The sequence below is a fragment of the Glaciimonas sp. OK215 genome, from assembly GCF_057787885.1.
In genome coordinates this window covers 1,085,093-1,108,638 of record NZ_CM173544.1, presented here as the reverse complement: position 1 = coordinate 1,108,638, position 23,546 = coordinate 1,085,093, and the positions used below count along the sequence as shown (strand labels likewise).

General features: G+C 58.2%; 18 protein-coding genes. 5 read left to right on the top strand and 13 right to left on the bottom strand.

Annotation, left to right across the window (positions count from 1 at the left end):
- Positions 1–15: 15 nt before the first annotated feature.
- On the bottom strand, positions 16–1,077 hold the full coding sequence (gene gtdA, locus AC3CHX_RS04930; protein WP_488642979.1) for a gentisate 1,2-dioxygenase: 1,062 nt from the start codon (positions 1,075–1,077) through the stop codon (positions 16–18).
- A 142-nt stretch (positions 1,078–1,219) separates the two neighbouring features.
- On the opposite strand from gtdA, the gene AC3CHX_RS04925 reads away from it, so the two are divergent.
- Positions 1,220–2,113 (top strand): LysR family transcriptional regulator, encoded by an 894-nt coding sequence (locus AC3CHX_RS04925; protein ID WP_488642978.1) that lies wholly within the window; start codon positions 1,220–1,222, stop codon positions 2,111–2,113.
- Between the two features lie 72 nt (positions 2,114–2,185).
- Here AC3CHX_RS04925 and hfq read toward each other — a convergent pair whose 3' ends face one another.
- The 9 genes from hfq to hutU all read right to left on the bottom strand — a co-directional run bounded on the left by hfq (position 2,186) and on the right by hutU (position 12,179).
- On the bottom strand, positions 2,186–2,419 hold the full coding sequence (gene hfq, locus AC3CHX_RS04920) for an RNA chaperone Hfq (protein WP_488642977.1): 234 nt from the start codon (positions 2,417–2,419) through the stop codon (positions 2,186–2,188).
- Between the two features lie 282 nt (positions 2,420–2,701).
- The gene (locus AC3CHX_RS04915; RefSeq protein WP_488642976.1) at positions 2,702–3,667 is read right to left on the bottom strand and encodes a glycine betaine ABC transporter substrate-binding protein; all 966 of its coding nucleotides are present in this window, start codon (positions 3,665–3,667) and stop codon (positions 2,702–2,704) included.
- 102 nt (positions 3,668–3,769) lie between these two features.
- On the bottom strand, positions 3,770–4,930 hold the full coding sequence (locus AC3CHX_RS04910; protein ID WP_488642975.1) for a porin: 1,161 nt from the start codon (positions 4,928–4,930) through the stop codon (positions 3,770–3,772).
- Between the two features lie 90 nt (positions 4,931–5,020).
- Entirely contained in the window at positions 5,021–5,842 is an 822-nt protein-coding gene (locus AC3CHX_RS04905; RefSeq protein ID WP_488642974.1) for an ABC transporter ATP-binding protein, read from the bottom strand.
- A 4-nt stretch (positions 5,843–5,846) separates the two neighbouring features.
- Complete coding sequence (locus AC3CHX_RS04900; RefSeq protein ID WP_488642973.1) at positions 5,847–6,572, bottom strand: ABC transporter permease; 726 nt, start codon at positions 6,570–6,572, stop codon at positions 5,847–5,849.
- Between the two features lie 8 nt (positions 6,573–6,580).
- Positions 6,581–7,297, bottom strand: a complete 717-nt coding sequence (locus AC3CHX_RS04895) for an ABC transporter permease (protein ID WP_488642972.1) — start codon at positions 7,295–7,297, stop codon at positions 6,581–6,583.
- 159 nt (positions 7,298–7,456) lie between these two features.
- On the bottom strand, positions 7,457–8,314 hold the full coding sequence (locus tag AC3CHX_RS04890; protein ID WP_488642971.1) for a transporter substrate-binding domain-containing protein: 858 nt from the start codon (positions 8,312–8,314) through the stop codon (positions 7,457–7,459).
- A 555-nt stretch (positions 8,315–8,869) separates the two neighbouring features.
- Entirely contained in the window at positions 8,870–10,417 is a 1,548-nt protein-coding gene (hutH, locus tag AC3CHX_RS04885; RefSeq protein WP_488642970.1) for a histidine ammonia-lyase, read from the bottom strand.
- 43 nt (positions 10,418–10,460) lie between these two features.
- A complete protein-coding gene (hutU, locus tag AC3CHX_RS04880; RefSeq protein WP_488642969.1) occupies positions 10,461–12,179 on the bottom strand; it encodes a urocanate hydratase in 1,719 nt (572 codons plus the stop codon).
- Positions 12,180–12,526: 347 nt separating this feature from the next.
- Between hutU and AC3CHX_RS04875 the strand changes: the two genes are divergently transcribed.
- Both AC3CHX_RS04875 and AC3CHX_RS04870 read left to right on the top strand, forming a co-directional pair.
- Positions 12,527–14,089: an HAL/PAL/TAL family ammonia-lyase gene (locus AC3CHX_RS04875; protein WP_488642968.1), complete on the top strand. Its 1,563-nt coding sequence runs from the start codon at positions 12,527–12,529 to the stop codon at positions 14,087–14,089.
- A gap of 39 nt (positions 14,090–14,128) precedes the next feature.
- Positions 14,129–14,416 carry a hypothetical protein gene (locus AC3CHX_RS04870; RefSeq protein ID WP_488642967.1) on the top strand — a complete coding sequence of 96 codons (288 nt, stop codon included), beginning with the start codon at positions 14,129–14,131 and terminating at the stop codon, positions 14,414–14,416.
- Positions 14,417–14,460: 44 nt separating this feature from the next.
- Here the strand turns inward: AC3CHX_RS04870 and AC3CHX_RS04865 are convergent, their stop codons facing one another.
- The gene (locus AC3CHX_RS04865) at positions 14,461–15,303 is read right to left on the bottom strand and encodes a LysR substrate-binding domain-containing protein (RefSeq protein ID WP_488642966.1); all 843 of its coding nucleotides are present in this window, start codon (positions 15,301–15,303) and stop codon (positions 14,461–14,463) included.
- Positions 15,304–15,445: 142 nt separating this feature from the next.
- Here AC3CHX_RS04865 and hutH (AC3CHX_RS04860) point away from each other — a divergent pair, with 142 nt between their 5' ends.
- Positions 15,446–16,987, top strand: coding sequence for a histidine ammonia-lyase (gene hutH / locus AC3CHX_RS04860; protein ID WP_488642965.1), 1,542 nt, complete (start codon positions 15,446–15,448; stop codon positions 16,985–16,987).
- A 128-nt stretch (positions 16,988–17,115) separates the two neighbouring features.
- Here the strand turns inward: hutH (AC3CHX_RS04860) and AC3CHX_RS04855 are convergent, their stop codons facing one another.
- Positions 17,116–17,973: a transporter substrate-binding domain-containing protein gene (locus tag AC3CHX_RS04855; RefSeq protein WP_488642964.1), complete on the bottom strand. Its 858-nt coding sequence runs from the start codon at positions 17,971–17,973 to the stop codon at positions 17,116–17,118.
- Positions 17,974–18,314: 341 nt separating this feature from the next.
- Here AC3CHX_RS04855 and AC3CHX_RS04850 point away from each other — a divergent pair, with 341 nt between their 5' ends.
- Positions 18,315–19,163 (top strand): hypothetical protein, encoded by an 849-nt coding sequence (locus AC3CHX_RS04850; protein WP_488642963.1) that lies wholly within the window; start codon positions 18,315–18,317, stop codon positions 19,161–19,163.
- Here AC3CHX_RS04850 and AC3CHX_RS04845 read toward each other — a convergent pair.
- Positions 19,067–23,545, bottom strand: a complete 4,479-nt coding sequence (locus AC3CHX_RS04845; RefSeq protein WP_488642962.1) for an EAL domain-containing protein — start codon at positions 23,543–23,545, stop codon at positions 19,067–19,069. The two genes, AC3CHX_RS04850 and AC3CHX_RS04845, sit on opposite strands and share 97 nt — an antisense overlap.
- Position 23,546 lies beyond the last annotated feature (1 nt).

Below are 23,546 nucleotides of genomic sequence, written 5' to 3'. Positions count from 1 at the left end.
TGAAAACTGGCGCTTCTAAGCGTCAAGAAACTCTTCACGCAAGATGCCCAGGGCGTCGTGCACGGGGCGGTCGGAAAAACTGAACAGCACCGCATCCTCCAGCGCGGCCAACGAGACCGGCATCCAGGAAGGAACGACAAACAGGTCGCGCGGGCCGAACGCAAAGTTCTGTTCGCCGATGCGGGCGCTGCCCCGCCCTTCCATCACGCAATACACAGTGCCGTCGGTACTGCGATGAGGCTTGCCCGAAAAACCCTTCGGCAGCAATTGCATGTAAGTGCCGATGGTCGGCATCGGCCAGCCGCCGGTGCCTGGATGGATGTATTTCAGTTTGATGCCATGCCAGGCATCGATTTGGGCATCGCGCTGCAAGATGTGCAAGGCTTCGCGGGTGCGGCTATACGGATAACTGAAGATGGGCGATGTCAGCCCCTTGCTGTAGTGGCGCACGGGCGCCATGTTGGCGCCGAAGCGGGCATAGCTGCTGCCCTCGGCGCGCGTGACGACCTGAGATGCGTTGCTGTCGTTCTCGGCGAATCCGGCGTCGAAGAAGCGCACCATCGGAATGTCGAGGCCGTCGAGCCAGACCACCGGTTCGGCGGTGCCATCGATGCCTTCGTTGCCGTGATCGTGCCAGGTGCAGGAAGGGGTGATGATGAAATCGCCCGGATGCATGGTGGTGCGCTCGCCATCGACCGTGGTGTAAGCGCCCTTCCCTTCCAGCACAAAGCGCAGCGCGGACTGGGTATGCCGATGCGACGGCGCCACCTCGCCCGGCAAGATCAATTGCAGGCCCGCGTATAAGGATTGGGTGATCGCCGACTGACCGGCCAGCGCCGGATTTTCCAGCACCAGCACGCGCCGGACGGCTTCTTCCGCCGTGATCATCTGGCCGGCTTCCATCAGAAATGGACGGATCTCGTCGTAACGCCAGAACGCGGGAACGCAGGGTGTGGCCGGCTGCTTCGGCACCAGCGCGTGCAGCACCTCCCACAGCGGTGACAGATCCAGCTTGCGCAGATCGCCGCGCAGGTCTCCGTATAAGCGCTGGCGCTCTTTAGAGGTATTCGATTGCATGTGATCTCCTGTTTATCGCCGCGCGGCTTATGCCCTGATAAATCCGCGACAGACGAAGAGGATGATGCGCGCGACGCTCTATCTGGTAAATGGATGGAATACAATACCTTCGATATGAAAACGCAATAATTGTGAGGAAGCCATGTCTCGATTCGACATTGAACTGCTGTATGTATTTGATGAAATTTACAAAACGCGCAATGTGACGCGCGCCGCCGACAATCTGGGATTGCCGCAGTCGACTGTCAGCATTGCACTGGGAAAATTGAGGAAGCATTTCGGCGATCGCCTGTTTAGCCGCACCACCAAAGGGATGGAGCCGACGCCGCATGCTCAGAACGTCATCTTCAATGTCAGGGCGGCGCTCGAAGCGTTGGAACATGCGCTTTCGCACCGCGTCATCTTTGATCCGAAGAACGAGACGCGCGAGTTCAAAATCTGTATGACGGATATCAGCGAAGTGGTGCTGTTGCCGAGACTGTTGAACTATCTAAGCGCAGCGGCGCCCGGCATTTGTCTGGACATCTCGAAAATCTCGCCGGAGACGCCACGCCATTTGGAGGATGGGGAAATCGACCTCGCAGTTGGCTTCATGCCGCATCTGGAAGCCGGCTTTTATCAGCAGAAACTGTTTGATCAGAACTTCGTTTGCCTGGCCGCGCTAAACCACCCGCGCATCCATTCCGTCCTGACCAGAGAGGCGTTTACAAGCGAAAGCCACCTCGCCGTAAAGAGCTCGGGCACCGGCCATTTTATCGTCGATAAAATCCTCGCGCAGGAAGGCATTCAACGTAAAGCCATTTTGCAGCTGCCGAGTTTTCTGTCCGTGGCGCGCATTGTCGCCGAGACAGATTTTATTGCTACAGTGCCGGAGAAATTTGGCGTGGCCATGAAAGACAGGGAAAGTCTGCAGCTGTTGACGCCGCCGGTCTTGCTGCCCAATTTTTCGGTAAAGCAGCATTGGCACGAACGCTACCATGCCGATCCGGCCAACCGATGGTTACGACAAACGCTGGCGCAGTTGTTCGCAGAGTGAGTCTGCGCGACGGTTGTGATAGCCGGTCTCCCAGGCCGGCACAGGAGACTGACTTGTCTTTCGGGTATTCCGCTATTTCTCCGTGTTGAGATCGACCGCCCGCGTAGGGACAACAGTTGAAATCGCGTGTTTATAAACCATCTGAGTAACGTTACTTTTGAGCAAGACAACATATTGATCAAAGTGTTCGATCTGGCCTTGCAATTTGATTCCGTTGACAAGAAACATCGACACGGGAATCTGCGCTTTTCGTAAAGCCTCAAGAAAGGGGTCTTGTAACAACTGCCCTTTATTATCATTACCCATTACAACTCCAAAGTATTGTGATTAACCGTCACAGTCTACTCTATGATTGGCTTTGTCAACTTCACGATCAAGAATCGGCGTTTTATTTACGCAGCGCGAGAGAGGTGGCTTTAATGTCTCCATCGACAGTTTGCTGATGTGCCGGAAGGCGTGCAAAAAAAAGCCCACTCAACTACGAATGGGCAAAATCTGGGGATCTCCCAGGGACGTCTCGCTACTGCCGCTAATCGGCAAAATGACAGGATATTGCAGGAAAGTTACAGGCTCTGTTGAATTGCCGGACTAATACGGTGCCGGATTCGCCAAATCACTGATATTTACAAGCTTGTAACGCCGGGCGGTATCAGTGGTTACAACGATGCCATTCTTATCCTCCGCAGGGGCAGGATTAAATGAAACCAAACCGCGGCTTTTCAGCAGAGATGGCAGAGGCTGCTGGGATGTCTTGGCAAGCCTATTCAGCCACCCCTGCAAACTCCCTATGTATTCAGGAACCAGGCTAATTTCCCCCTTTTCAAGCAAGGGTAAATAGGTAGCACGGTTACCCACTGACTTCCGGTGCTGAGCCGGATAGCCTGCGTGGACAAGCGCCTGAGTATAAATCTCTGCCAGAATGGCACTCTCAGCGAAGTTTGCCGAACCGACAACAATGGTCGGACCTATTCGAGGAACAGCGTTTGAATGGGACAAAAATGCATGATCACGCAACCATTCAAGTGCAACCTTGTCCGCCGCCACTTTGTCCAGATCGACGCGGCGATTCATCTCAGCGAGACCCTTGGTTGTCAGTGCGGCACTGATTGCATCGAGTACCGTACCAATCTGTGGATAAGTGGCGGCTAACGAATAGTGTGCAATCGGAATAATGTTCTCTGCAGGCTGGGCGTGGCGATCATCCTCAAGCAGAACAAAACGATCAGTAGCGAGATACCCATTCGTGGTGAACAGCACGCCAATCTGAATTTCACCCTGTTCCAGTGCCTGCCTGGTACGTGCTCCGCCAGGATCTGTCACTTTGAATTGCGCAAAGTGCAATCCGTATCTCTCCTCTAACGCGGGAAGGCAATACGGCTCATGCGGGCACTCCTCGCCAGAACCAAATACAAGTCGACTAGCGATACTGGTTTGCTGTGCGGCGCTGGCTTGCTTCGGCTCCTCGGCATGCGCGCGTGGAGAAAAGTGGACCAGGTTGACGATAAAAATCGTCCATACAAGGCACCATCGTCCAGATAGATTATTTATGTTCATGTCGATTTCCTTGCAATGTTGAAGCAACTACGATCGGCAAAATGACAAGATATTGCAGGTTGTCGCCTCCCGGCGCAACAACCTGCGCTACCCGGATGCTGCTTAGAACTGGTGACGGATTGCTACGCGGAGAGCAACCTGCTTTTCATTGTTGGAAATGTCGGCGGCACCAGGAATGTAGGCTTGATCAAGTGTCGATCCAGTCTCATCCCCACCAACTTTTTGATAAACGGCTTGCGCATAAACATCAGTCCGCTTGGAGAAGTTGTAATCCGCCATCAGACCAAAGGTCGACCATTTCGGTTTGGCAGTGCCAACCGTTGTGTCGTATTTGGCTTTTGTGTAGGTGTACATCGCCCCGGCGTAAAACGCAGGTGTGAATTGATACTTGGCATTGATTTCGTAGTTCTGGAACTTCAGCGAATTCAATGTGCCGACGGCTGGTGCAAACGCGCCAACGTAAGCGTTCGCGCCAGTCGGACTGGTCAGATTAGTGCCGGTATACACAAACCCAAGCGTCGCATCACCGATCGCGTAGTTGATGCCGGCGCCGAAGATCTTTTGCTTGGCAGCCAGGAAGTTGGCATCGGTTGGCGTGATGGAGCCGCTCGCAGTCGTACCGACACGGCTCAGATTCATGTACCCCAGGCCAGCCGACAAGGGGCCGTTCGCGTAGCTCGCACCCAGACTGTAGGTACGGTTTTTCGTATTGTCGCCGGCTGTTTCGCCGAAGCCGTACAAGCCGCCGAACTGGAAGCCGGCAATAGTCGGGCTGGTGTACTTGACCGAGTTATTGATGCGGAACGAGTTATCGGTGTTGTCGTTATCCAGTGGATGCGAGAACAGGTAACCGGCCCAGTTGCCGTTCGCTGTCATTGGCGCGAGGAAATCGACGACTGAGTCATATTGACGACCCAGTGTGACGGCACCGGCAGTTGCGCTCGACAAACCGACCAATGCCTGGCGTCCGAACATCAAACCGCCTTGACCCAGCTTGCCGGTATCTGCGGCAAAACCGTTTTCAAGCTGGAACACCGCACTCAGGCCGCCACCCAGGTCTTCGTTGCCTTTGAAACCCAGGCGGCTGCCTTGTGCGTAGCCGCTTTCCATTGAGACCAGACTTTTACCACCGGTGCTGGTGTGCACATTGTTGGTATAGTCCAGACCCAAATCGATCACGCCATAAATGGTGACGTTGGTTTGCGCTTGCGCCATGCCAGCGATACCGCTCAACAAACCTGCAACCAGAACAACTTTCTTCATGCATTACTCCCAAGGGTTGGAAAAAAACTATTTTTTTTTACGAATGCCTACAGTAACCGCACAGCTGCACGCGCATTACTACCGCTTGCTCTAGGCATGCTTGTGCCCATGCGTGTGATCCTGGCTGGAGATGAACTGCCGGAATCGCTCGGACTTGCTCTGCTGGAACAGTTCGGACGGCGTGCCGTCGGCCTCAATGAGCCCCTGATGCATGAACACCACCCGGTTCGATACATTGCGCGCAAAGCCCATCTCATGCGTCACCACCAGCATGGTGCGACCCTCTTCGGCCAACGCCCGCATAACCTTCAGCACCTCGCCGACCCGTTCCGGGTCGAGCGCGGAGGTCGGCTCGTCGAACAGCATGACCTTCGGCCGCATCGCCAGGGCGCGGGCGATGGCCGCACGCTGCTGCTGACCGCCGGACAGGTGGGCGGGATAGTGATTGCGCTTGTCGGCAATGCCTACCTTTTCCAACAGTGCCTCCGCCTCTTCAATACACTCGGCGCGCGGCCGCTTTTGCACGTGCACCGGTCCTTCAATCAGGTTTTCCAGGATGGTCATGTGCGAGAACAGGTTGAAGCTCTGGAACACCATCGCGAGTTCGGAGCGGATGCGGTCGACCTGGCGGCGGTCGGTTGGCGCCAGCTGGCCATGACGATTCTTGCGCATCGCCAGCGCTTCACCTGCAACGATGATTTCGCCCTCGTCCGGCGTCTCCAGCAAGTTGATACAGCGCAGCAAGGTACTCTTGCCGGAGCCGCTGGAGCCGAGGATGGAGATCACATCGCCCTCCTGCGCCTGAAGCGAAATGCCCTTGAGCACAGCGTTGTTGCCGAAGGCTTTGTGGAGGTTCTTCACCTCGAGAGCCGCAGTGGTCGGCGTGGCGACCGGGAGATTAATAATTGTCATGATGTCAGCTCACAAGATTCGGGGGGTACAAGGGCGTGCTGGGCATGGCGCGCAAATGCGGTGACAAGCGATATTCAAGCAAACCCATCAGACGCACGATAATGAAATTGAGTATCAGATAAATCGCCGCGGCACACATGAACACCTCCATCGTGCGGTAGGTGTGCGAGATGATGCGCTGGGCGACGCCGGTCATTTCCCAGACGGTGACCAGACTCGCCAATGCAGTCGACTTCATCATCAGCACGAGTTCGGTCGAATACGAAGGCAGCACCTGACGCAGCGCGATCGGCCAGATCACGCGACGCAACAGCAGCAGGCCCGACATGCCGCAGGCGCGCCCGGCTTCGATTTGCTGGACCGGCACTGCCAGCACGCCGCCGCGGAAGATCTCGGCGGTGTAGCCCGCGGTGCAGAGCATCAGCGAAATCACCGCACAGAAGAACGGGTCGCGCATCACGGGCCAGAACAGGCTTTCGCGTACGACCTCGAACTGCCCGACACCGTAAAACACCAGGAACATCTGGATCATCAACGGCGAGCCGCGAAAAACAAACACATAGGCACGTGCAAACTGCACCAGCGCCGCAACCCGGCTAAACCGCATCCAGGTCAACCCGAACGCCATCAGCGCGCCACAGGCAGTGGCAAGCGCAAACAGTTTGAGCGTGGTCGGCAAGGCTTCAAGCAACTGGCTGAGCGTATCGGTGAGAAAGGTGATATCCATCATTCGCGTCCTTATCCTATGGCGCGCCGGAAGCTCTTGCCTACCCGTGCTTCCGCCGTGTCGAAAATTCTGTTTGAGATACTCGTCAAGACGAGATAGAGGGCGCCACCGATCACATAGAACAGGAAGTAGCGGTGCGTGGAGCCGGCCGCAACCTGGCTGGAACGCATCAGTTCCGCCAGACCGGTGACCGAGATCAGCGCCGAGTCCTTCAGTGTCATCTGCCAGACATTCCCGAGACCGGGCAGCGCGAAGCGCATGACCTGCGGCACGATGATGCGGCGAAACAGCATCAGCTTGGGCATGCCGAGCGAGCGCGCAGCTTCGATTTCCCCGCGAACGATGGCCAGGAACGCGCCACGATACACCTCGGCCTGATAGGAACCGGAAATGACCCCGACCGCAAAGATGCTGGAGATAAAGGGTGGCAGGTCGACAAAGCCCTCTCCGCCCATATAGGAGCCAACCGCCGTGGCAAGGCTTGAACCGCCAAAATAGATCAGGTAGATCACAAGCAACTCGGGAACACCGCGAAACACGGTGGTATAGGCATCGCCCAGCACGCGGGCAAGCAGGTTCTTCGACAACTTGGCCCAGGCGACGAAGCCACCCAGCATCGCCCCCACCGCCAGCGAACAAACCGTGACGGCCAGGGTCATCAGTGCGGCCATGAGGAGTAGCCCTCCCCAACCGCCCGAGCCGAAGCCGAGTAATTCAAATACGTTCATGCAATCACCTCTTTCCAGCAGAAGGGTTCGCCGTCGGCAAACTCGCTCGGCTATGGAGCGGGCCGCCATCCTGGCCAGCCCCGTCCACGATTCATACGACCGCCCGACGACAGGCAAACCACCCGCGTCAGGTTCGGTTGTTCCAGCCGGACGTCGCCGTTACGGCGCCACGTTCATCTTGAACCACTTCTCGCTGATCTTCTTGACGGTGCCGTCGGCCAGCGCAGCCTTGATGGCCGTGTCGAATTTAGCCTTCAGCTCAGGATCGCTCTTGCGCATGCCGAGCGCTTCGCCCTCGCCCCAGATCGTGCCGCCGAGTTGGGGACCGGTTAAGGCGAGGTTTTTATTGGCGGGATTGGCAAAGGCGGAGAGGAAGTAGGTCACGTCGTCAAACGCCACATCGATACGCCCGCTGCTCAAGTCCAGATCGTGCTCGGCGGCCGATGTGTACTCGCGGATCGTGGCGATGTCCTTGAAGTTATTGTAGATAAAGGTCGAGTAGACTGTGGCGGCCTGGATGCCGATAGTCTTGCCTTTCAAGGCTTTGCGGAGGGTGGCCACCGTCGGCTTGTCCGAAGCGGCCTTGCCGGTCATGCTGACCAGCGTGCCTGTGCCTGCCAGATTGGCCATCGGGCCGGTCTTCAGCGCGGCGAACCCGGCCGGCGTGCTGGCGTAGGGCGCGGAGAAGGCAATTTCTTTCTTGCGCTCGTCGGTGATCGACAGCGCGTCCATGATCACATCGAACTTGCCGACCTTGAGGCCGGCCATCATGCCGTCAAAGTTCTGGGCGATGAGCTTGCATTTCACTTTCATGCGGGCACAGAGGTTCTGGGCGAGTTCAGGTTCAAAACCATCCAGCGTGCCGTCCGGTTTGGTCAGGTTCCAGGGCTCATATCCCCCTTCCAGTGCAATGGTGACGTTCTGCCAGTCCTTCGCTTCGGCGTGACCCGCCAGCGTCGAGACGGCCATTGCAACAGTGAGTGCCAGGGTTCTTGCGGATACGGTTAGTGCTTTCATCTTGTGTCTCCTTCGATTGTGGAAATACGCTTAATGCCCGGCCTCACCCAAGGCCGGACGGTCTGCATGATGCAATTACATGCTGATCCATCTGTCATCACTCCCCGTATCCGGCGAATGATGAGCATTCCAATGCACTGTCTTTTGAAATCCGATCTCCAGATTGTTCAGCAGTGTTCATTTTTAGATTCAATTACGTCCGGCTAAGCCGGGTTTGTTGCTGGGCTGTTAATCAAATTTCAATTTAATTAACATAAACCATTGATGAGTCATTCGCGCCGCCGCATGTACATGTATACATCATGAATCTAAATTAGCCTAAAAAAGTATATACAAATAAAATGGGATTGCAAATATAAATTTCCGGTCGTCAAGGCCAATTCCATAGTCTTCCGGAAATGGCGGAAGTCGGTCCACGAAATGCCAGGATGTCATCAATGCCGATTCTGATGAATGATCTGGGGAAAATTCATCATCGCAGGATGCGCCATGCGTAGCGTAGCATTGCCGGCCGAGGCCGTATTGCTGCGCATGGCACACCCTGCTTCTTACTTTTTAAGCAAACAAAGGCGTGAACAATTCCTTGCAGGAGGCACTCAGCATGCCATCCAGCACCAGTTGTTTAGCCGCTTCGATATCCGGAGCGAAGAAGCGGTCGGAGGCGTAGTACGGTACTTGTGCGCGCAGCATCTTGTGCACCTGTTCCAGTGCCGGGGAGCTGGTCAGCGGCCGGTGGAAGTCAATCCCTTGTGCGGCAGCCAGTAATTCGATGCCGACAATCACCGCGGTGTTGTGGGCCATCTCATGCAAGCGTCGTGCGGCGAAGGTTGCCATGCTGACGTGATCTTCCTGATTGGCCGAAGTCGGCAGGCTGTCGACGCTGGCCGGATGCGCCATTGATTTGTTTTCCGAAGCCAGAGCGGCAGCGGTCACATGGGCAATCATGAAACCGGAATTGACGCCCGGGTCCTTGACCAGGAACGGTGGCAAGCCGGACAGCGTGGCGTCGATCAGCAAGGCGATCCGGCGCTCCGACAAGGCACCGATCTCGGCGATCGCCAGCGCCAGCGTATCGGCGGCAAACGCGACCGGTTCCGCGTGGAAATTGCCGCCGGAAATGACTGTGCTTTGTTCTCCATCGGCAAAGATCAACGGATTGTCGGTGACGGCATTGGCTTCGATCAGCAAGGTGCGCGCGGCATTCTTGATGATGTCCAGGCACGCGCCCATGACTTGCGGCTGGCAGCGCAGGCTGTAGGGGTCCTGTACCCGTTCGTCCTGCAGCAGATGCGATTTGCGGATGGCGCTGCCGCTCAGCAAATCACGATAGACCTTGGCCGATGCGATTTGGCCGGGTTGCCCGCGGACTGCATGTACGCGTGGGTCAAACGGTGCATCGCTGCCTTTGGCCGCATCGATCGACAATGCGCCAGCCACGGTGCCGGCTTCCAGCATGCGTTCCGCCATGAACAGACCGTGCAGGGCCAGCGCGGTCGATACCTGGGTACCGTTGATCAGCGCCAGGCCTTCTTTCGCGGCCAGCACCACCGGCGTGATGCCTGCCTGCTGCAAAGCCACTTTGGCAGCGACGATTTCGCCGTTGACCCGCACATTGCCTTCGCCCAGCAAGGCCAGCGTCATGTGCGACAACGGTGCCAGGTCGCCCGAGGCGCCAACCGATCCTTTGGCGGGAATGGCCGGCATGATGCCGGCGTTCACCAAAGCAATCAAGCTATCGATGACCAGCGCCCGGATGCCGGAAAAACCACGCGCCAGGCTGCCGATCTTCATCAGCATGATCAGGCGCACCACCGCATCGCTGAGCAGCTCGCCGGTGCCTACCGAATGCGACAGGATCAGGTTGCGCTGCAGTTGTTCCAGTTGCTCATCCGGGATGCGGGTTTTCGCCAGAATGCCAAAGCCGGTATTGATGCCATACGCCGCATCGCCGCGTGCCACGATGCGCTGCACCGCTTCTGCCGACGCCTGGATGGCAGGATAGGCCGAAGCCGCCAGCGTGACTTGCAAAGGCTGCGCCCAGATATTGCGCAAGTCGGTCAGTGAAAATTGACCGGGTTCCAGTTTCAATGTGTGTTGTGTCATGAAATTCTTTCGTTAAGCTTTATTGATTCGGATCCGGCGACGTTCAATCAATCATCGGCAGATTCAAATTGTGTCGTTTCGCACAGTCGACTGCAGTCTCGTAACCGGCATCGGCATGGCGCATCACGCCGGAGCCGCAATCGTTGATCAACACGCGCTCCAGGCGTTTGGCGGCAGCATCGGTGCCATCGGCGACGATCACCATACCGGAATGTTGCGAGTAGCCCATGCCAACCCCGCCGCCGTGGTGCAGCGATACCCAGCTGGCGCCGCCTGCGGTATTCAACAGCGCATTCAGGAGCGGCCAGTCGGACACTGCATCGGTGCCGTCCTTCATGCTTTCGGTTTCGCGGTTGGGGCTGGCAACCGAACCGGTATCCAGATGATCGCGGCCGATGACGATCGGCGCTTTCAGTTCGCCAGTGCGCACCATCTCGTTGAATGCCAGCCCGGCAAGGTGACGCTCGCCCAGACCGAGCCAGCAAATTCTTGCCGGCAAACCCTGAAAAGCGATGCGCTCACGCGCCATGTCCAGCCAGTTGTGGACGTGCTTATTATTCGGAAACAGCTCCTTGATCTTGGCATCGGTCTTGTAAATATCTTCCGGATCGCCCGACAGCGCCACCCAACGGAACGGCCCCTTGCCTTCGCAGAACATCGGGCGGATATAGGCCGGCACAAAACCGGGGAAGGCAAACGCATCCTGCACGCCATGGTCGAAGGCGACCTGACGGATGTTGTTGCCGTAATCGACGGTGGGAATACCCATTGCATGGAAATCCAGCATCGCCTGCACATGTTGCGCGCAAGAAGCTGCCGCGTCCTGCGTCAGACGGGCATGCTGGCTGGCGTCTTGTTGCGCCGCTTTCCATTCATCGACGCTCCAGCCGGATGGCAGGTAGCCATTGATCAGATCATGCGCCGAGGTTTGGTCAGTCACCAGATCGGGCTTGATGCCACCGGCCTTGGCGCGTTTCACCAGTTCCGGCAAGATGTCTGCGGCATTGCCCAGCAAGCCGATCGAGACCGCTTCCTTGCGCTCGCAATGGTAGGCAATCAGTGCGAGGGCATCATCGATATCCTTGGCCTGCTTATCGACGTAACGGGTACGCAGACGGAAATCGATGCTGCTTTGCTGGCATTCGATGTTCAGCGACACCGCGCCGGCCAGGGTAGCGGCCAATGGCTGCGCGCCGCCCATGCCGCCTAAGCCTGCGGTCAGCACCCAGCGGCCACGCCAGTCGTCGTTGAAGTGCTGTTTGCCGGCTTCGACGAAGGTTTCATAGGTGCCCTGCACAATCCCCTGGCTGCCGATATAAATCCAGCTGCCTGCCGTCATCTGGCCGTACATGAACAGGCCCTTGCGGTCGAGTTCATTAAAGTGTTCCCAGTTGGCCCATTTCGGCACCAGGTTCGAGTTGGCGATCAGCACGCGCGGTGCATCGGCATGGGTCTTGAAAACACCAACCGGCTTGCCGGATTGCACCAGCAAGGTTTCATCGTCGTTCAGGTCCTTCAACACTTCGAGAATTTTGTCGTAGCACGCCCAGTCGCGGGCGGCGCGGCCGATGCCGCCGTACACTACCAAATGCTTGGGATTTTCCGCCACTTCCGGGTCGAGATTGTTTTGCAGCATCCGATATGCGGCTTCCGCCTGCCAGCTTTTGCAGACTTTTTCGGCACCGCGCGGCGCACGAATGGTGCGGCTGGCGTCGTAACGAGGATCATTGTCGAATGTTGAATTTTCCGATGAGGTGTGCATAACGGGCTTCTTCCTTCAAGATAAATGCAGAGGGGAGTACAAGCGATGCAACAGGCATCGGTTGGACAGTTTTCAAATCTTAAGTTGTATATACCAATCAAGTCAATAATTATTTTAGTTGATAATCCAAATGTTGCCGATGAAAAACTATCCTGCTGCAAAGCATCCGCGACCGGCGCCGCCATGCCTTACCAACAACATCGACAGAACCGCCTATATTTAAGCCATCAATAAAAATAAATATTGACGAATTTGACTATACAACTTAATGTTTAAAAAAACGCGTCAGCCGATGCCTTTTGCATCGTTTGCTCCCCCCGCATTTATCTTGAACTAAGAAGGCCGTTATGCACACCGCATCGAAAAATCCAAAACCGGACAATGATCCTCGTTACGACGCCATCCTGCTCGACAAACCGCTCGACTGGCGCGCAGTAGCGGCCATCGCGGCGGGGGCCGAACTCACACTATCGGAAGCGGCGCGGGCGCGCATCACGGCGGCGCGCACACTGGTCGAGCAAATCGTCGAACGCGGCATTCGCGCATACGGCGTGAACACCGGCGTCGGCGGGCTAAGTGACGTCATCGTGTCGCCGGCCAACCAGCGGCAGTTGTCGCGCAATATCCTGATGAGTCACTCGGTAGGTGTCGGCACACCGCTTGGCATGAAGGAAACGCGCGCGATCATCGCCGCGGCCGTCAACAATTTCGCGCATGGACATTCGGGTATTCGACTGGAAGTGGTCGAACGCCTGGTCGCTATGCTGAACGCAAATTACCTGCCCGAAGTCCCCGCGTTCGGCTCGGTCGGCTATCTCAGCCATATGGCGCACATCGCGCTGGTGTGCATCGGCGAAGGCTTCGTCCGCGACTTCTCCAACACAACGGGCGGCCGCGAAAGCGGCGAACGGATCAGCGGCGCAGAAGCGCTGCAACGTCTTGGTTTCGTGCCGCTGGTGCTCGAGGCGAAGGAAGGTTTGAGCCTGGTCAATGGCACGCCATGCGTGACAGGACTGGCCGCGCTCGCGCTGGCGCAATCGGATCGCCTGTTCGACTGGTCCGATGCGATTGCCGCGATGAGCTTCGAAAATCTGCGCGGACAAGCCTCCGCTTTCGATGCCGATGCGCTGGCGTTGCGCATCTCGCCGGGCTTGTCGATGGTGGGGGCGCGCTTGCGCGCACTGCTCGCGGGCAGTGGCATTCTCGCGGAGTCGCGCGGCGCGCGTACGCAAGATCCACTGAGCCTGCGCACGATCCCGCATGTGCATGGCGCAGCGCGGGATGTATTCGCGACGACCGCCGAAGTGGTGAATCGCGAACTGGCTTCGGTGACCGACAATCCGATCGTCGCCGGTACGCCGGATGCGCCGCGCGCTTACTCGCAGGCACATGCCGTCGGCGCGTCGATTGCCCTGGCGATGGACAGTCTCGCCACCGCCGTGGCCGGCGTCGCGGCGATGGCGGAGCGCCGCATCGACCGCCTGGTCAATCCGCTTGTGAGCGGCCTGCCCGCGTTTCTCGCCGATAGCAGCGGGACCTGCTCCGGTTTCATGATTGCGCAGTACACGGCAGTCTCGCTGGTCTCGCAGAACCGGCGTCTGGCGATGCCGGCGAGTCTCGATGGCGGCATCACCTCAGGCTTGCAGGAAGATCATCTGTGCCACGCGACGCCCGCCGCGCTGAAGACGCTGAACATCATCGAAAACGCCGCGCAGATCTTTGCGATCGAATTGCTGGCCGCGACCCAGGCATTCGACCTGCAGGCGAGCAAAGCGGCCCGGGCGCCACTGACCGACTCGGTCTGGCAGCGCGTGCGCCAGGTGCTGCCGCAATACTGCGACGACCGGCCGCTTGCCAACGACATTGCAGCCGCCTGCAGATTGCTCGGCGAAGCGCCGCCGGTGGTCTAGAGGGAAAATCGGCTGCACCAGCACATAGAAAGTACGAAAATGACTGAACGTGAAGTTGGGATTTATCGTGGATTCTCAATCCTGGTTTCCATGCAGGAGACACACACCATGTGGACTGTGGAAGCCAGAGCCGGGATATTTACGGGCAACGATTTCATACCCAAGGTCGCGCCGCTGCAGCGCGCGTTCCCAAAACAGGACGGCGCTCTCGGCTCCGCGAATGCGATGCTAGAGCTCGCCAAAGAGAAAATTGACGAATATCTCGGGAATCGCCGGCTCACGAAGATCGACCAGTGCAAGGGTAAGGATTCGTTCGAAGATAATTAACGCGCAAGGACTCCGCTGCGTGTCCTGCGCCCCAAAAGCACAGGCTAAAACTCCGCCTTGATGTATTCGGCAAGCTGCCGAACAGGCGACTTCAATTGGCTCGTCGCTGCGATCAGCGCCAGTTCGGTGGGCGGCGGAGCGACGCAACCATCAGTGCTATCCAGGACCCGATGATCCGCCAGGACCGCATCCTGCGGCAGGATGGAGATGCCGAGTCCGGAAGATACGGCGGCTTGCACGCCGCTCAGGCTTTGACTGGTGTAGGCAACGCGCCAGCGGCGCCCCTCGGTTTCAAGCGCATGAATGGCGCGCGCGCGATACATGCAGCCATGCGGAAACACGGCCAGTTGCACCTGCTCTGCGTCCGCCAGAAAATCCGGCCCGGCTACCCACACCAGGGATTCCGGCCAGCAGGCAAGGCATGGCCCATCGCCAGGTTCGCGCTTGATGAGCGCAAGATCCAGCTCGCCCGCATCCAGCTGCAAACTGAGCTCGGCACTCAAACCGCTATTCGTGTCCAGCCGTACGTTCGGATACGCGCGGGTAAAACCCGACAACAGTTTGGTCAAACGACGGACAGCGAAATCTTCCGGGATGCCAAGCCGGACAACGCTGACGGCCGCCGGGCGCGACAACATGTCGCGCGCCTCCTCCTCGATCGCCAGCAGACGGCGCGCATAACCGAGCAATAGCTCGCCATCCTCCGTCAGCGTGACATTTTTACCGGCGCGTTGGCGCAGCAGTACCGGCCGCCCTATCGAGATTTCCAGCTTGCGTATTTGCTGACTTACGGTCGATTGCGTCCGGTGTATCCGCTCGCCCGCACGGGTAAAGCCGCCTGCATCCACCACCGAGACAAAGCTTCTTAGCAGATCAAGATCGAGCATGCATCACCTATAAGTCGAAAACACACTTAATTATAGCTAAAGATTTAATTTTCAAATATTAAAAGACGAGATTATATTTTGTTCGGCGGTTTACCTGCATGGAACTGGAATCCAACATCTCAACGTACAAGTAAGGAATGGTATGCATCCGAAACACATTAAAGAAGTCATCCTGGGCGATTCAGACATCTCTATCGAAGAGTTTGTCGCTGTGGCGCGTTATGGTGCGACGCTGACGTTTTCAGAAGCCTATCGCCGCCGCGTCCATAGCTCGCGCGCATTGATCGAACGCTTCCTGTCTGAAAATCGCCTGATTTATGGCGTCACCACCGGTTTTGGCGATAACGTCACCAAGGTGATTGCGCCGGCCGATGCCGAAACCCTCCAGCGCAATATTGTCAGATCGCATGCAGTGTCGGTGGGCGAGCCGCTGGAGCGCGAGCTGGTGCGCGGGATTCAGTTAATGGTGCTGGTCAGCCTCGGCCAGGGTTATTCCGGCGTCAGCATGGCGTTGCTGGAGTTGATCGCCGCCCTGCTGAACCATGACATCGTACCGTTTGCCCCCGGTGAAGGGTCGGTCGGTTATCTCGCCCCCGAAGCGCATATGGCGCTGGTACTGATTGGAGAAGGACAAGCCTGGGTCAAGGGGCTGCTGATGCCAGGCCGCCAGGCGCTGGAACAAGCCGGCTTAAGCCCGATTACGCTAGGATGCAAGGAGGGCTTGGCGCTCACGAATGGCACCACCTCGGTGACGGCGATTGCCACGCTGGCGTTGTTCAATGCCATGGAATCCGCCAAGGTGGCCGATATTGCCGCCGCCATGTCGCTGGAAGGGCTGAGAGGCACGATCCGGGCATTCGATGCCCGCTATCATTCGGTCAAGGCGCACAAGGAGCAGGCCAGTACGGCGGCCAATCTCAATCGTATCCTGAGCGACAGCGTGCTGGTCGCAGAGAACATTGATTTTCGCCTGCAAGATGTGTATAGCCTGCGTGCCATTCCCCAAGTCCACGGCGCCAGTAAAAAAACCATCGCCGACGCGCGCACCAGCGTAGAAAACGAGCTGCGTTCATCCGGTGATAATCCGGTTATTTTTCCGATCGAGGATGATGGCGTCGCCATCTCAGGCGCCAACTTCGACGGCTCCTACATCGGCATTGCGGCCGACACGCTGTGTATCGCCATGGCCAACCTGGCCAAGATCTCCGAACGCCGCACCGACCGCATGGTTAACTCCCATTTCAGCGGGCTGCCGAGCTTTCTGGTCAAGAACCCAGGGTTGAACAACGGCTATATGATTCCTCAGTACACGGCTGCCGGCCTGGTGGGCGAGATGAAAATCCTCTCTCATCCAGCGACGGTGGATTCGATATCGACTTGCGGCAATCAGGAAGACCCGGTCAGTTTTGCCTACAATGCGTCCATCAAGGCTTACCGGATCTCACGCAAGCTGGATTCGGTACTTGCCATCGAGCTAATGGCGGCTTGCCAGGCGCTGGACTTTTACGACCCGGCCAAGGCATCCAGCGCCACGCGTGCCGTTTATCGGCAGATCCGCGCGGTGGCGCCGACCGTGGAAGAGGACCGGTATTTTTATCCTGACATTGTGGCCATCACCGAACTGGTGCGGTCGGGCGAAGTGGTTGGCGCCGTCGAAGAGGTTTTTCGGCCAACCCGCAAATAGGGCACATCGAAGAGCAAGGTGATCCGAAGGTGGGGTCAGCGCACTTGCGAAACAAAGCCCGTCGCCGCTGAAAGTGACGGGCTCTGTTGCATCGCCGGACTAATGGTTGTTCCGTCCGGACGTCGCCGTTACGGCGCCACGTTCATCTTGAACCACTTCTCGCTGAGCTTTTTGACGGTACCGTCGGCCAGCGCAGCCTTGATGGCCGTGTCGAATTTAGCCTTCAGCTCGGGATCGCTCTTGCGCAGGCCGAGTGCTTCGCCCTCGCCCCAGATCGTGCCGCCGAGTTGGGGACCGGTTAAGGCGAGGTTTTTATTGGCGGGATCGGCGAAGGCGGAGAGGAAGTAAGTCACGTCGTCAAACGCCACATCGATGCGCCCGCTGCTCAAGTCCAGATCATGCTCGGCGGCCGTCTTGTACTCGCGGATCGTGGCGATGTCCTTGAAGTTATCGTAGATGAAGGTCGAGTAGACCGTGGCGGACTGGATGCCGATAGTCTTGCCCTTCAAGACTTTGCGCAGGGCGGCCACCGTCGCCTTGTCCGAAGCTGCCTTGCCGGTCATGCTGACCAACGTGCCGGTGCCTGCCAGATTGGCCAGCGGGCCGGTCTTGAGTGCAGCGAACCCGGCCGGCGTCCTGGCGTAGGGCATGGAGAAGGCAATTTCTTTCTTGCGCTCGTCGGTGACGGACAGCGCGTCCATGATCACATCGAACTTGCCGAGTTTGAGGCCGGCAATCATGCCGTCAAAGTCCTGAGCGATGAGCTTGCATTTCACCGCCATGCGGACACACAGGTTCTGGGCCAGCTCCGGTTCGAAACCGCCGAGCGTGCCGTCCGGCTTGGTCAGGTTCCAGGGTTCGTACGCCCCTTCCAATACAATGGTGACGTTCTGCCAGTCCTTCGCTTGGGCGTGACCCGCCAGCGTCGAGATGGCCATGGCAACAGTGAGTGCCAGGGTTCTTGCGGATATGGTTAGTGCTTTCATCTAATAAGTCCTTTTTTGGAGAGAGTGATACGTTACGCATTAAATCGTATATACCACTAGCAAACACTGTGCCATATTCACATATACCTATGGAAGAAGCTAATGGAGGGGCAACAAACATTCAGTGAGGTAGTTCCGCACCGGAATGGGTAGCAAGGCTTCATTCTGGTGCGGCAGGTCAATACATTCTGTCTACCCACAAAATGAAGGTATATGAAAGTAGAATTGAATGAGATGCCCGCCTCCACACTGCACTAGCATCGGCAGGGCAAGGCGTTGTTGCGCAAGCAAATAACTCATATGGCGTTGTAGACATAACGACGCTGTGAATTCGGCCAATTATGCAAACAAAATACCTCGCCCGCCTCGCCCCTGATATCCGCAGCCTGGCCGAGGAGGTCGAACGGGAAAGCGGTGTCGAGGTCATCGTCAGGGTCACTCCAGACATCGCGCGCGGCTTCCCCGACCAACCGCCCCCCTTGGCGTGCGAGGTATTTCCGACCGGTGCCGAGTTGCTGATTCCCGCCCCGGATTGTTTCCCCGACGGCTCCGTGCTGCATGAGCTGCTTCACGTTCGCAGGTTTCTGAATGAAGGCGTGCCGCGTCTCACAGACTGCGCGACCTACGCGCCTTGGAGTTCGCACATCCGCAGGAGCCTGGCACTCCAGGACAACTGCCTTGAACATCTCGTCATCGTTCCGGAAGAGCTGCTGCGTCGCCCTGAACGGAGAGCACACTGGGAGCGCGCCATGCAGCGGGTCTGGAAAGAACTTGCGGCGGACGGACTCAGCGAGGCGGAGCGGCGACACGTGGCGCTTGCCAACTGGTGCTTCATTCGGCACGCGCTTCCTGACAGCGCCGTGCTACCGTACGCACTGGCAGTGCTGGAGCGCTTCGGCCTCAGCAACTTGGCGCAGCGCTTTTGCGAAGCGCTGGCACCCGCTCTTTCGGACAAGGAAAGGGCCGTAAGAGTGTGGTTCGAGCACTTGGGCGTGCCCCTGGAGATGGCGTCCCTCGAATACCTCAACACCCACGACGGCACATGCAAAGTGATTCCGCTGGTTCAGTTAATTTCGCGTGACCGATTCCAAGATCATGTACTCGGGCCCGGGAGCTCTATCAGCCGGAGGCGGGCTTGCTCCATGACGAAATGGGCGAATTGCGCTGCCGGTACGGGCTTGCTGAAGTAGTAACCCTGCATCATGTCGCAGGAAAGATCGCGCAGGAATTGGAACTGGGCCTCGCTTTCCACCCCTTCGGCCACCACCTCCAGGCGCAAGCTGTGCGCCAACGCGATAATACTTTTGACGATGGCGGAGTCATCCAGATCTTGGGGTACGTCCTTAACGAAAGATTGGTCGACCTTGATGATATCGACGGGGAAGCGTTTCAGGTAAGCCAGGGAGGAGTAGCCCGTGCCGAAGTCGTCGATGGTCAGCCGCACCCCGAGGTTGCGCAGCCGGTGCAGCGCCTGTAAATTGTCCTCGGCATTTTCCATCAGAGTGCCCTCAGTGATCTCCAGCTCCAGCAGGTGCGGCGGCAGCCCGGTTTCCGCCAGGACGCGTTCGACTGTGGTGGCGAAGTCGGTTTGGAGCTGTCGGACGGAAAAATTCACCGCCACCCGCATGGCCGGCATACCGGACTTGATCCAGCTCTGGAGCTGGGCACAGGCAGTACGCATAACCCAGCCGCCGAGAACGTTAATGAGATCGGTTTCCTCTGCCAGTGGAATGAACTCTTTGGGAGCGACCATGCCCCGGGTCGGATGGTGCCAACGCACCAGTGCTTCCATACCGACGATCTGACCGGTGTCGGATCGCATTTGCGGTTGATAGAACACCTCCAGCTCCTGCCGATTCAAGGCCTCGCGCAGGTCGCTTTCCAAACGCATTTGTTCAGAGATCAAATGCTCCATGGACGGTTCGAAAAACTTGAAGCCGGAGCTGGTCTTCTTGGCTCGGTACATGGCGGTATCGGCGTGCTGCAGCAAGGTACCCACATCGGTGCCATCGTGGGGATAGACCGAGATGCCGATGCTGGCGCTGACGAAAATGTCGTGACCGTCGATCAGAAACGGCGCGGCCACGGCGCGGCAGATGTTCTGGGCGACGGTGGTGGCGGCATTCGGACTTGTCATGTCGGCCAGCACCACGGTGAATTCGTCACCGCCGAGGCGCGCCACACAGTCCACGATACGTACACTGCGCCGAATGCGCTGCGCCACCGCTATCAGCAGCTGGTCTCCGATATCGTGGCCGAGGGTGTCGTTCACGTATTTGAAACGATCCAGATCCAGGAACAGCACGGCCACCCCGTCCCCGGTCTGCCGCGCTTGCTCGAGGCAGCGCTTTAGCTGGTCGAAAAACATGGCCCGGTTCGGCAGTCCGGTCAACGAGTCGTTGAAGGCCAGGTCGCGCACGCGCTTCTCCGCCCGGTTGGCCTCGACGATGCGCTTGACCCGCTGAGACAGGACGGCGAAGTGGATCGGCTTGGGAATGTAGTCGCTGGCGCCGGCTTTGAACGCCCGCTCTACCGATAGATTGTCCTCCAGACCGGTAATCATCAAGACCGGAATGTTTTGACTGTTGGGCAGCTCCTGTAGACGGGCGCAGGCGGTAAAACCGTCCATCACCGGCATCACCGCATCCATCAGGATGACGTCTGGCTGTACGCGCTTGAGCAGCCGCAGGGCCTGGACGCCATTTTCCGCCTCGACCACCCGGAAACCATCCCTTAGCAAGGTGTACCGCAATGCGCTGCGGGTGCTGCGATCATCGTCCACCACCAGTACCAGGGCACTCCCTACCGCCGGCTTGGTACTGCGATAGGTCTCGATCGACACCTCGCCAGCCAGCAACGCGGCGACGTCGTCGAAGGCTGAACGCAACTGCGGCAGCAGGGGACGGATTTGATCGATTTGCTGGTTCAGCGCCAGCTCCTCCACTTCCTTGGCGAACTGGGCCAGGCTGGTCGCGCCCAGATTGCTGCTGCTACCCTTGATGGTATGGGCCGTGGATCGAACGGACTCTGCGTCCCCCTGGTCGACTGCCTTTTCCAATTGTTCCAGATAGGCCGGCGTATCTTCCAGGTAGGGTGTCACCGCCTGCTGCAGGGCGGGACCCAGGATTTCCCGCAGTTTGTCGAATACCGTCCGGTCCAGAGGACTGAATTCACTCTCGATCAGGCTCAGACTTGACATCGATGCCGTTGCCTGCTCCGTCGTGCTGCCCGTGGTGCCATAGATGAGCCAGCGCTCCAGCTTATTGCGCAGCTCAATCAAGGTGATGGGTTTTGCCAGGTAATCGTCCATGCCCGCTGCCAGGCATTTTTCCACATCTCCCTCCTGGGTATTGGCAGTCATCGCGACGATCGTTGTACGTCGCCCCTCGGGCTCTTCGAAATTGCGAATGCGCGCAGTGACCTCATAACCGTCCATCTCCGGCATATTGCAGTCCATGAGGATCAGGTCGAACTGGGTGCGCTGAGCGGCTTCGATCGCCTCCCAGCCGTTGGAAGCAAATTCGCAATGACAGCCGCTCATGGCAAGCATGCCGGCGGCCACTACTTGATTGGTGCGGTTATCATCCACCACCAGTACCCGGTACTCCCTGGCGGCAGTCGCCACCGCACGGGGCAGAGCAGTCGAAGGCGCTGCGATGGCGCGTACTTCGTCGCCAGACAGCAGATCGCGGATCGCGTCCAACAGGCGATTCAAACGTAACGGTTTACCCAGATGGCCGTCGGCTTCCTGCGGCCTGTCGCTCTTCGGCGAGCCGTAGCGGTCCAATAGCAGCAGAAGTGTCTTCGATAGTGCGGGGTCGGAGCGGATATGGCGCGCCAGGTCCGCTCCGTTGCCGTCGGTCGTGCCGCGGTCCATGATGACCAGTGCATACGGCGCTTGTTCAGCCCGGCCCAGTTCTGCCAGCGCCTCGGCACCGCTGTCAACCGCGTGGCAAGACAGCCCGTGACGTATCAGGTTTTGTTGCAGGAAGCTGCGTACGACCTCGCTTTCTTCCGCCACCAGCACCCGCACCCCGAGCAGGGCTTGCTGTGCGGGGGCGACCGGCTGTACCTCGCCCGGTTGGCAAAGGATCGTGAACCAGAATGTGGCGCCTTGCCCGGGCTGGCTGACGATGCCGATCTCGCCATGCATGAGTTCCACCAGCTGCTTGCAAATTGCCAGGCCGAGGCCGGTACCGCCGTATTTACGGGCGGTGGCACTGTCCGCCTGTGCGAACGATTCAAACACATGGCTGGCCGCATCCTGGTCCATGCCGATACCGGTATCGCTCACCTCGACCCGCAGGCTGAAGCGCTCGCCGCTGTCCGCCGTGCAAGAGATGCGCACCGCCACTTCGCCATGCTCGGTGAATTTCAACGCGTTACCGACCAGGTTGATCAGCACCTGCCGCAAGCGCATCGAATCGCCTTTGATCAGATCGGGGACGTCGGGGGCCAGCAGGTAGCCCAGCTCCAGCCCCTTTTGGTGAGCTTGCTTGGCGAGCAGGTCAAGAATCTCCTCCACCAGCTTGCGCAAGTCGAAGTCGATCTCCTCCAATACCAGCTTGTTGGCTTCTATCTTGGAGAAATCGAGGATGTCGTTGATCAAATCAATGAGTATGTGGGCCGAGTTCCAGGCCACCTCGACACATTCCAGTTGGGGTTTGGTGAGGCGCATCTCTTTGAGCATGTCCAGCATCCCCACCACACCGCTCAAGGGAGTGCGCACTTCGTGGCTGACGGTGGCGGCGAATTGCGCCTTCATCAGCGCGGCGTGCAGCGCCTGGTCCCGAGACTGTTTCAATTCCGCTTCCCGCTCTTCCAGCACGGCCATCATTTGGTTGAAGGCATGCGCCATGTCGATGATGTCGCGCGGCCCATCTGGCGCCGCGCGCATGCCCGACTCGCCAGCCTCGGCGCGTCCCATCAGCCCGGACAAGGCGTTCAATGGCCGGATCAGGTGGCGCGCCAGAAGGTGCATGACGCCCAGCAGGATGAGAGCGAAGGATAGCGTAACGACCAGGTTGACAGCCAGCAAAGTTAGCACCAGACGATTCATGGTCCCCTTGCCGAGCACGATATGTACATATCCAAGGAGTTGAGGTTTGCGCTCCTGCAGTTCGAACGGCGATAGCACGTCACGGCCTTGGTAGACGGGTGCGCCGAAGCGCCATTCGTCATCGGTTTCCTGCTCCAGCATGGCCCGGGTCAGCGCGACTTCCGGCCGCAGCCCATGATTCGGATCGACGATCGTGCCGGCCTTGGTTTCGGACAGCAGGATTTTGTGGGTCGCATCGGTGATCTCGACCTGGAGTACATCCGGGAACGCCAGCGAGGTGGCGACCTCCTCGCGGACATTGTCGGCGGCATGGTAAAGCAGGGCCAGTGTGCTCTGGCGTGCCAGATTTTCAGCGATATGCCGGCCTTGCTCGATCAGATAGCCGCGCATGCGTCGGCTGGTTTCCCACGAGTTCATCAGGGAGGAGAACAATGCCAGGCCCAGGATGGAGACAGTGACAATCATCATCAGCTGGCGGCGAAATCCGGTACGGCGAAAGTAGGCTTGCAACATG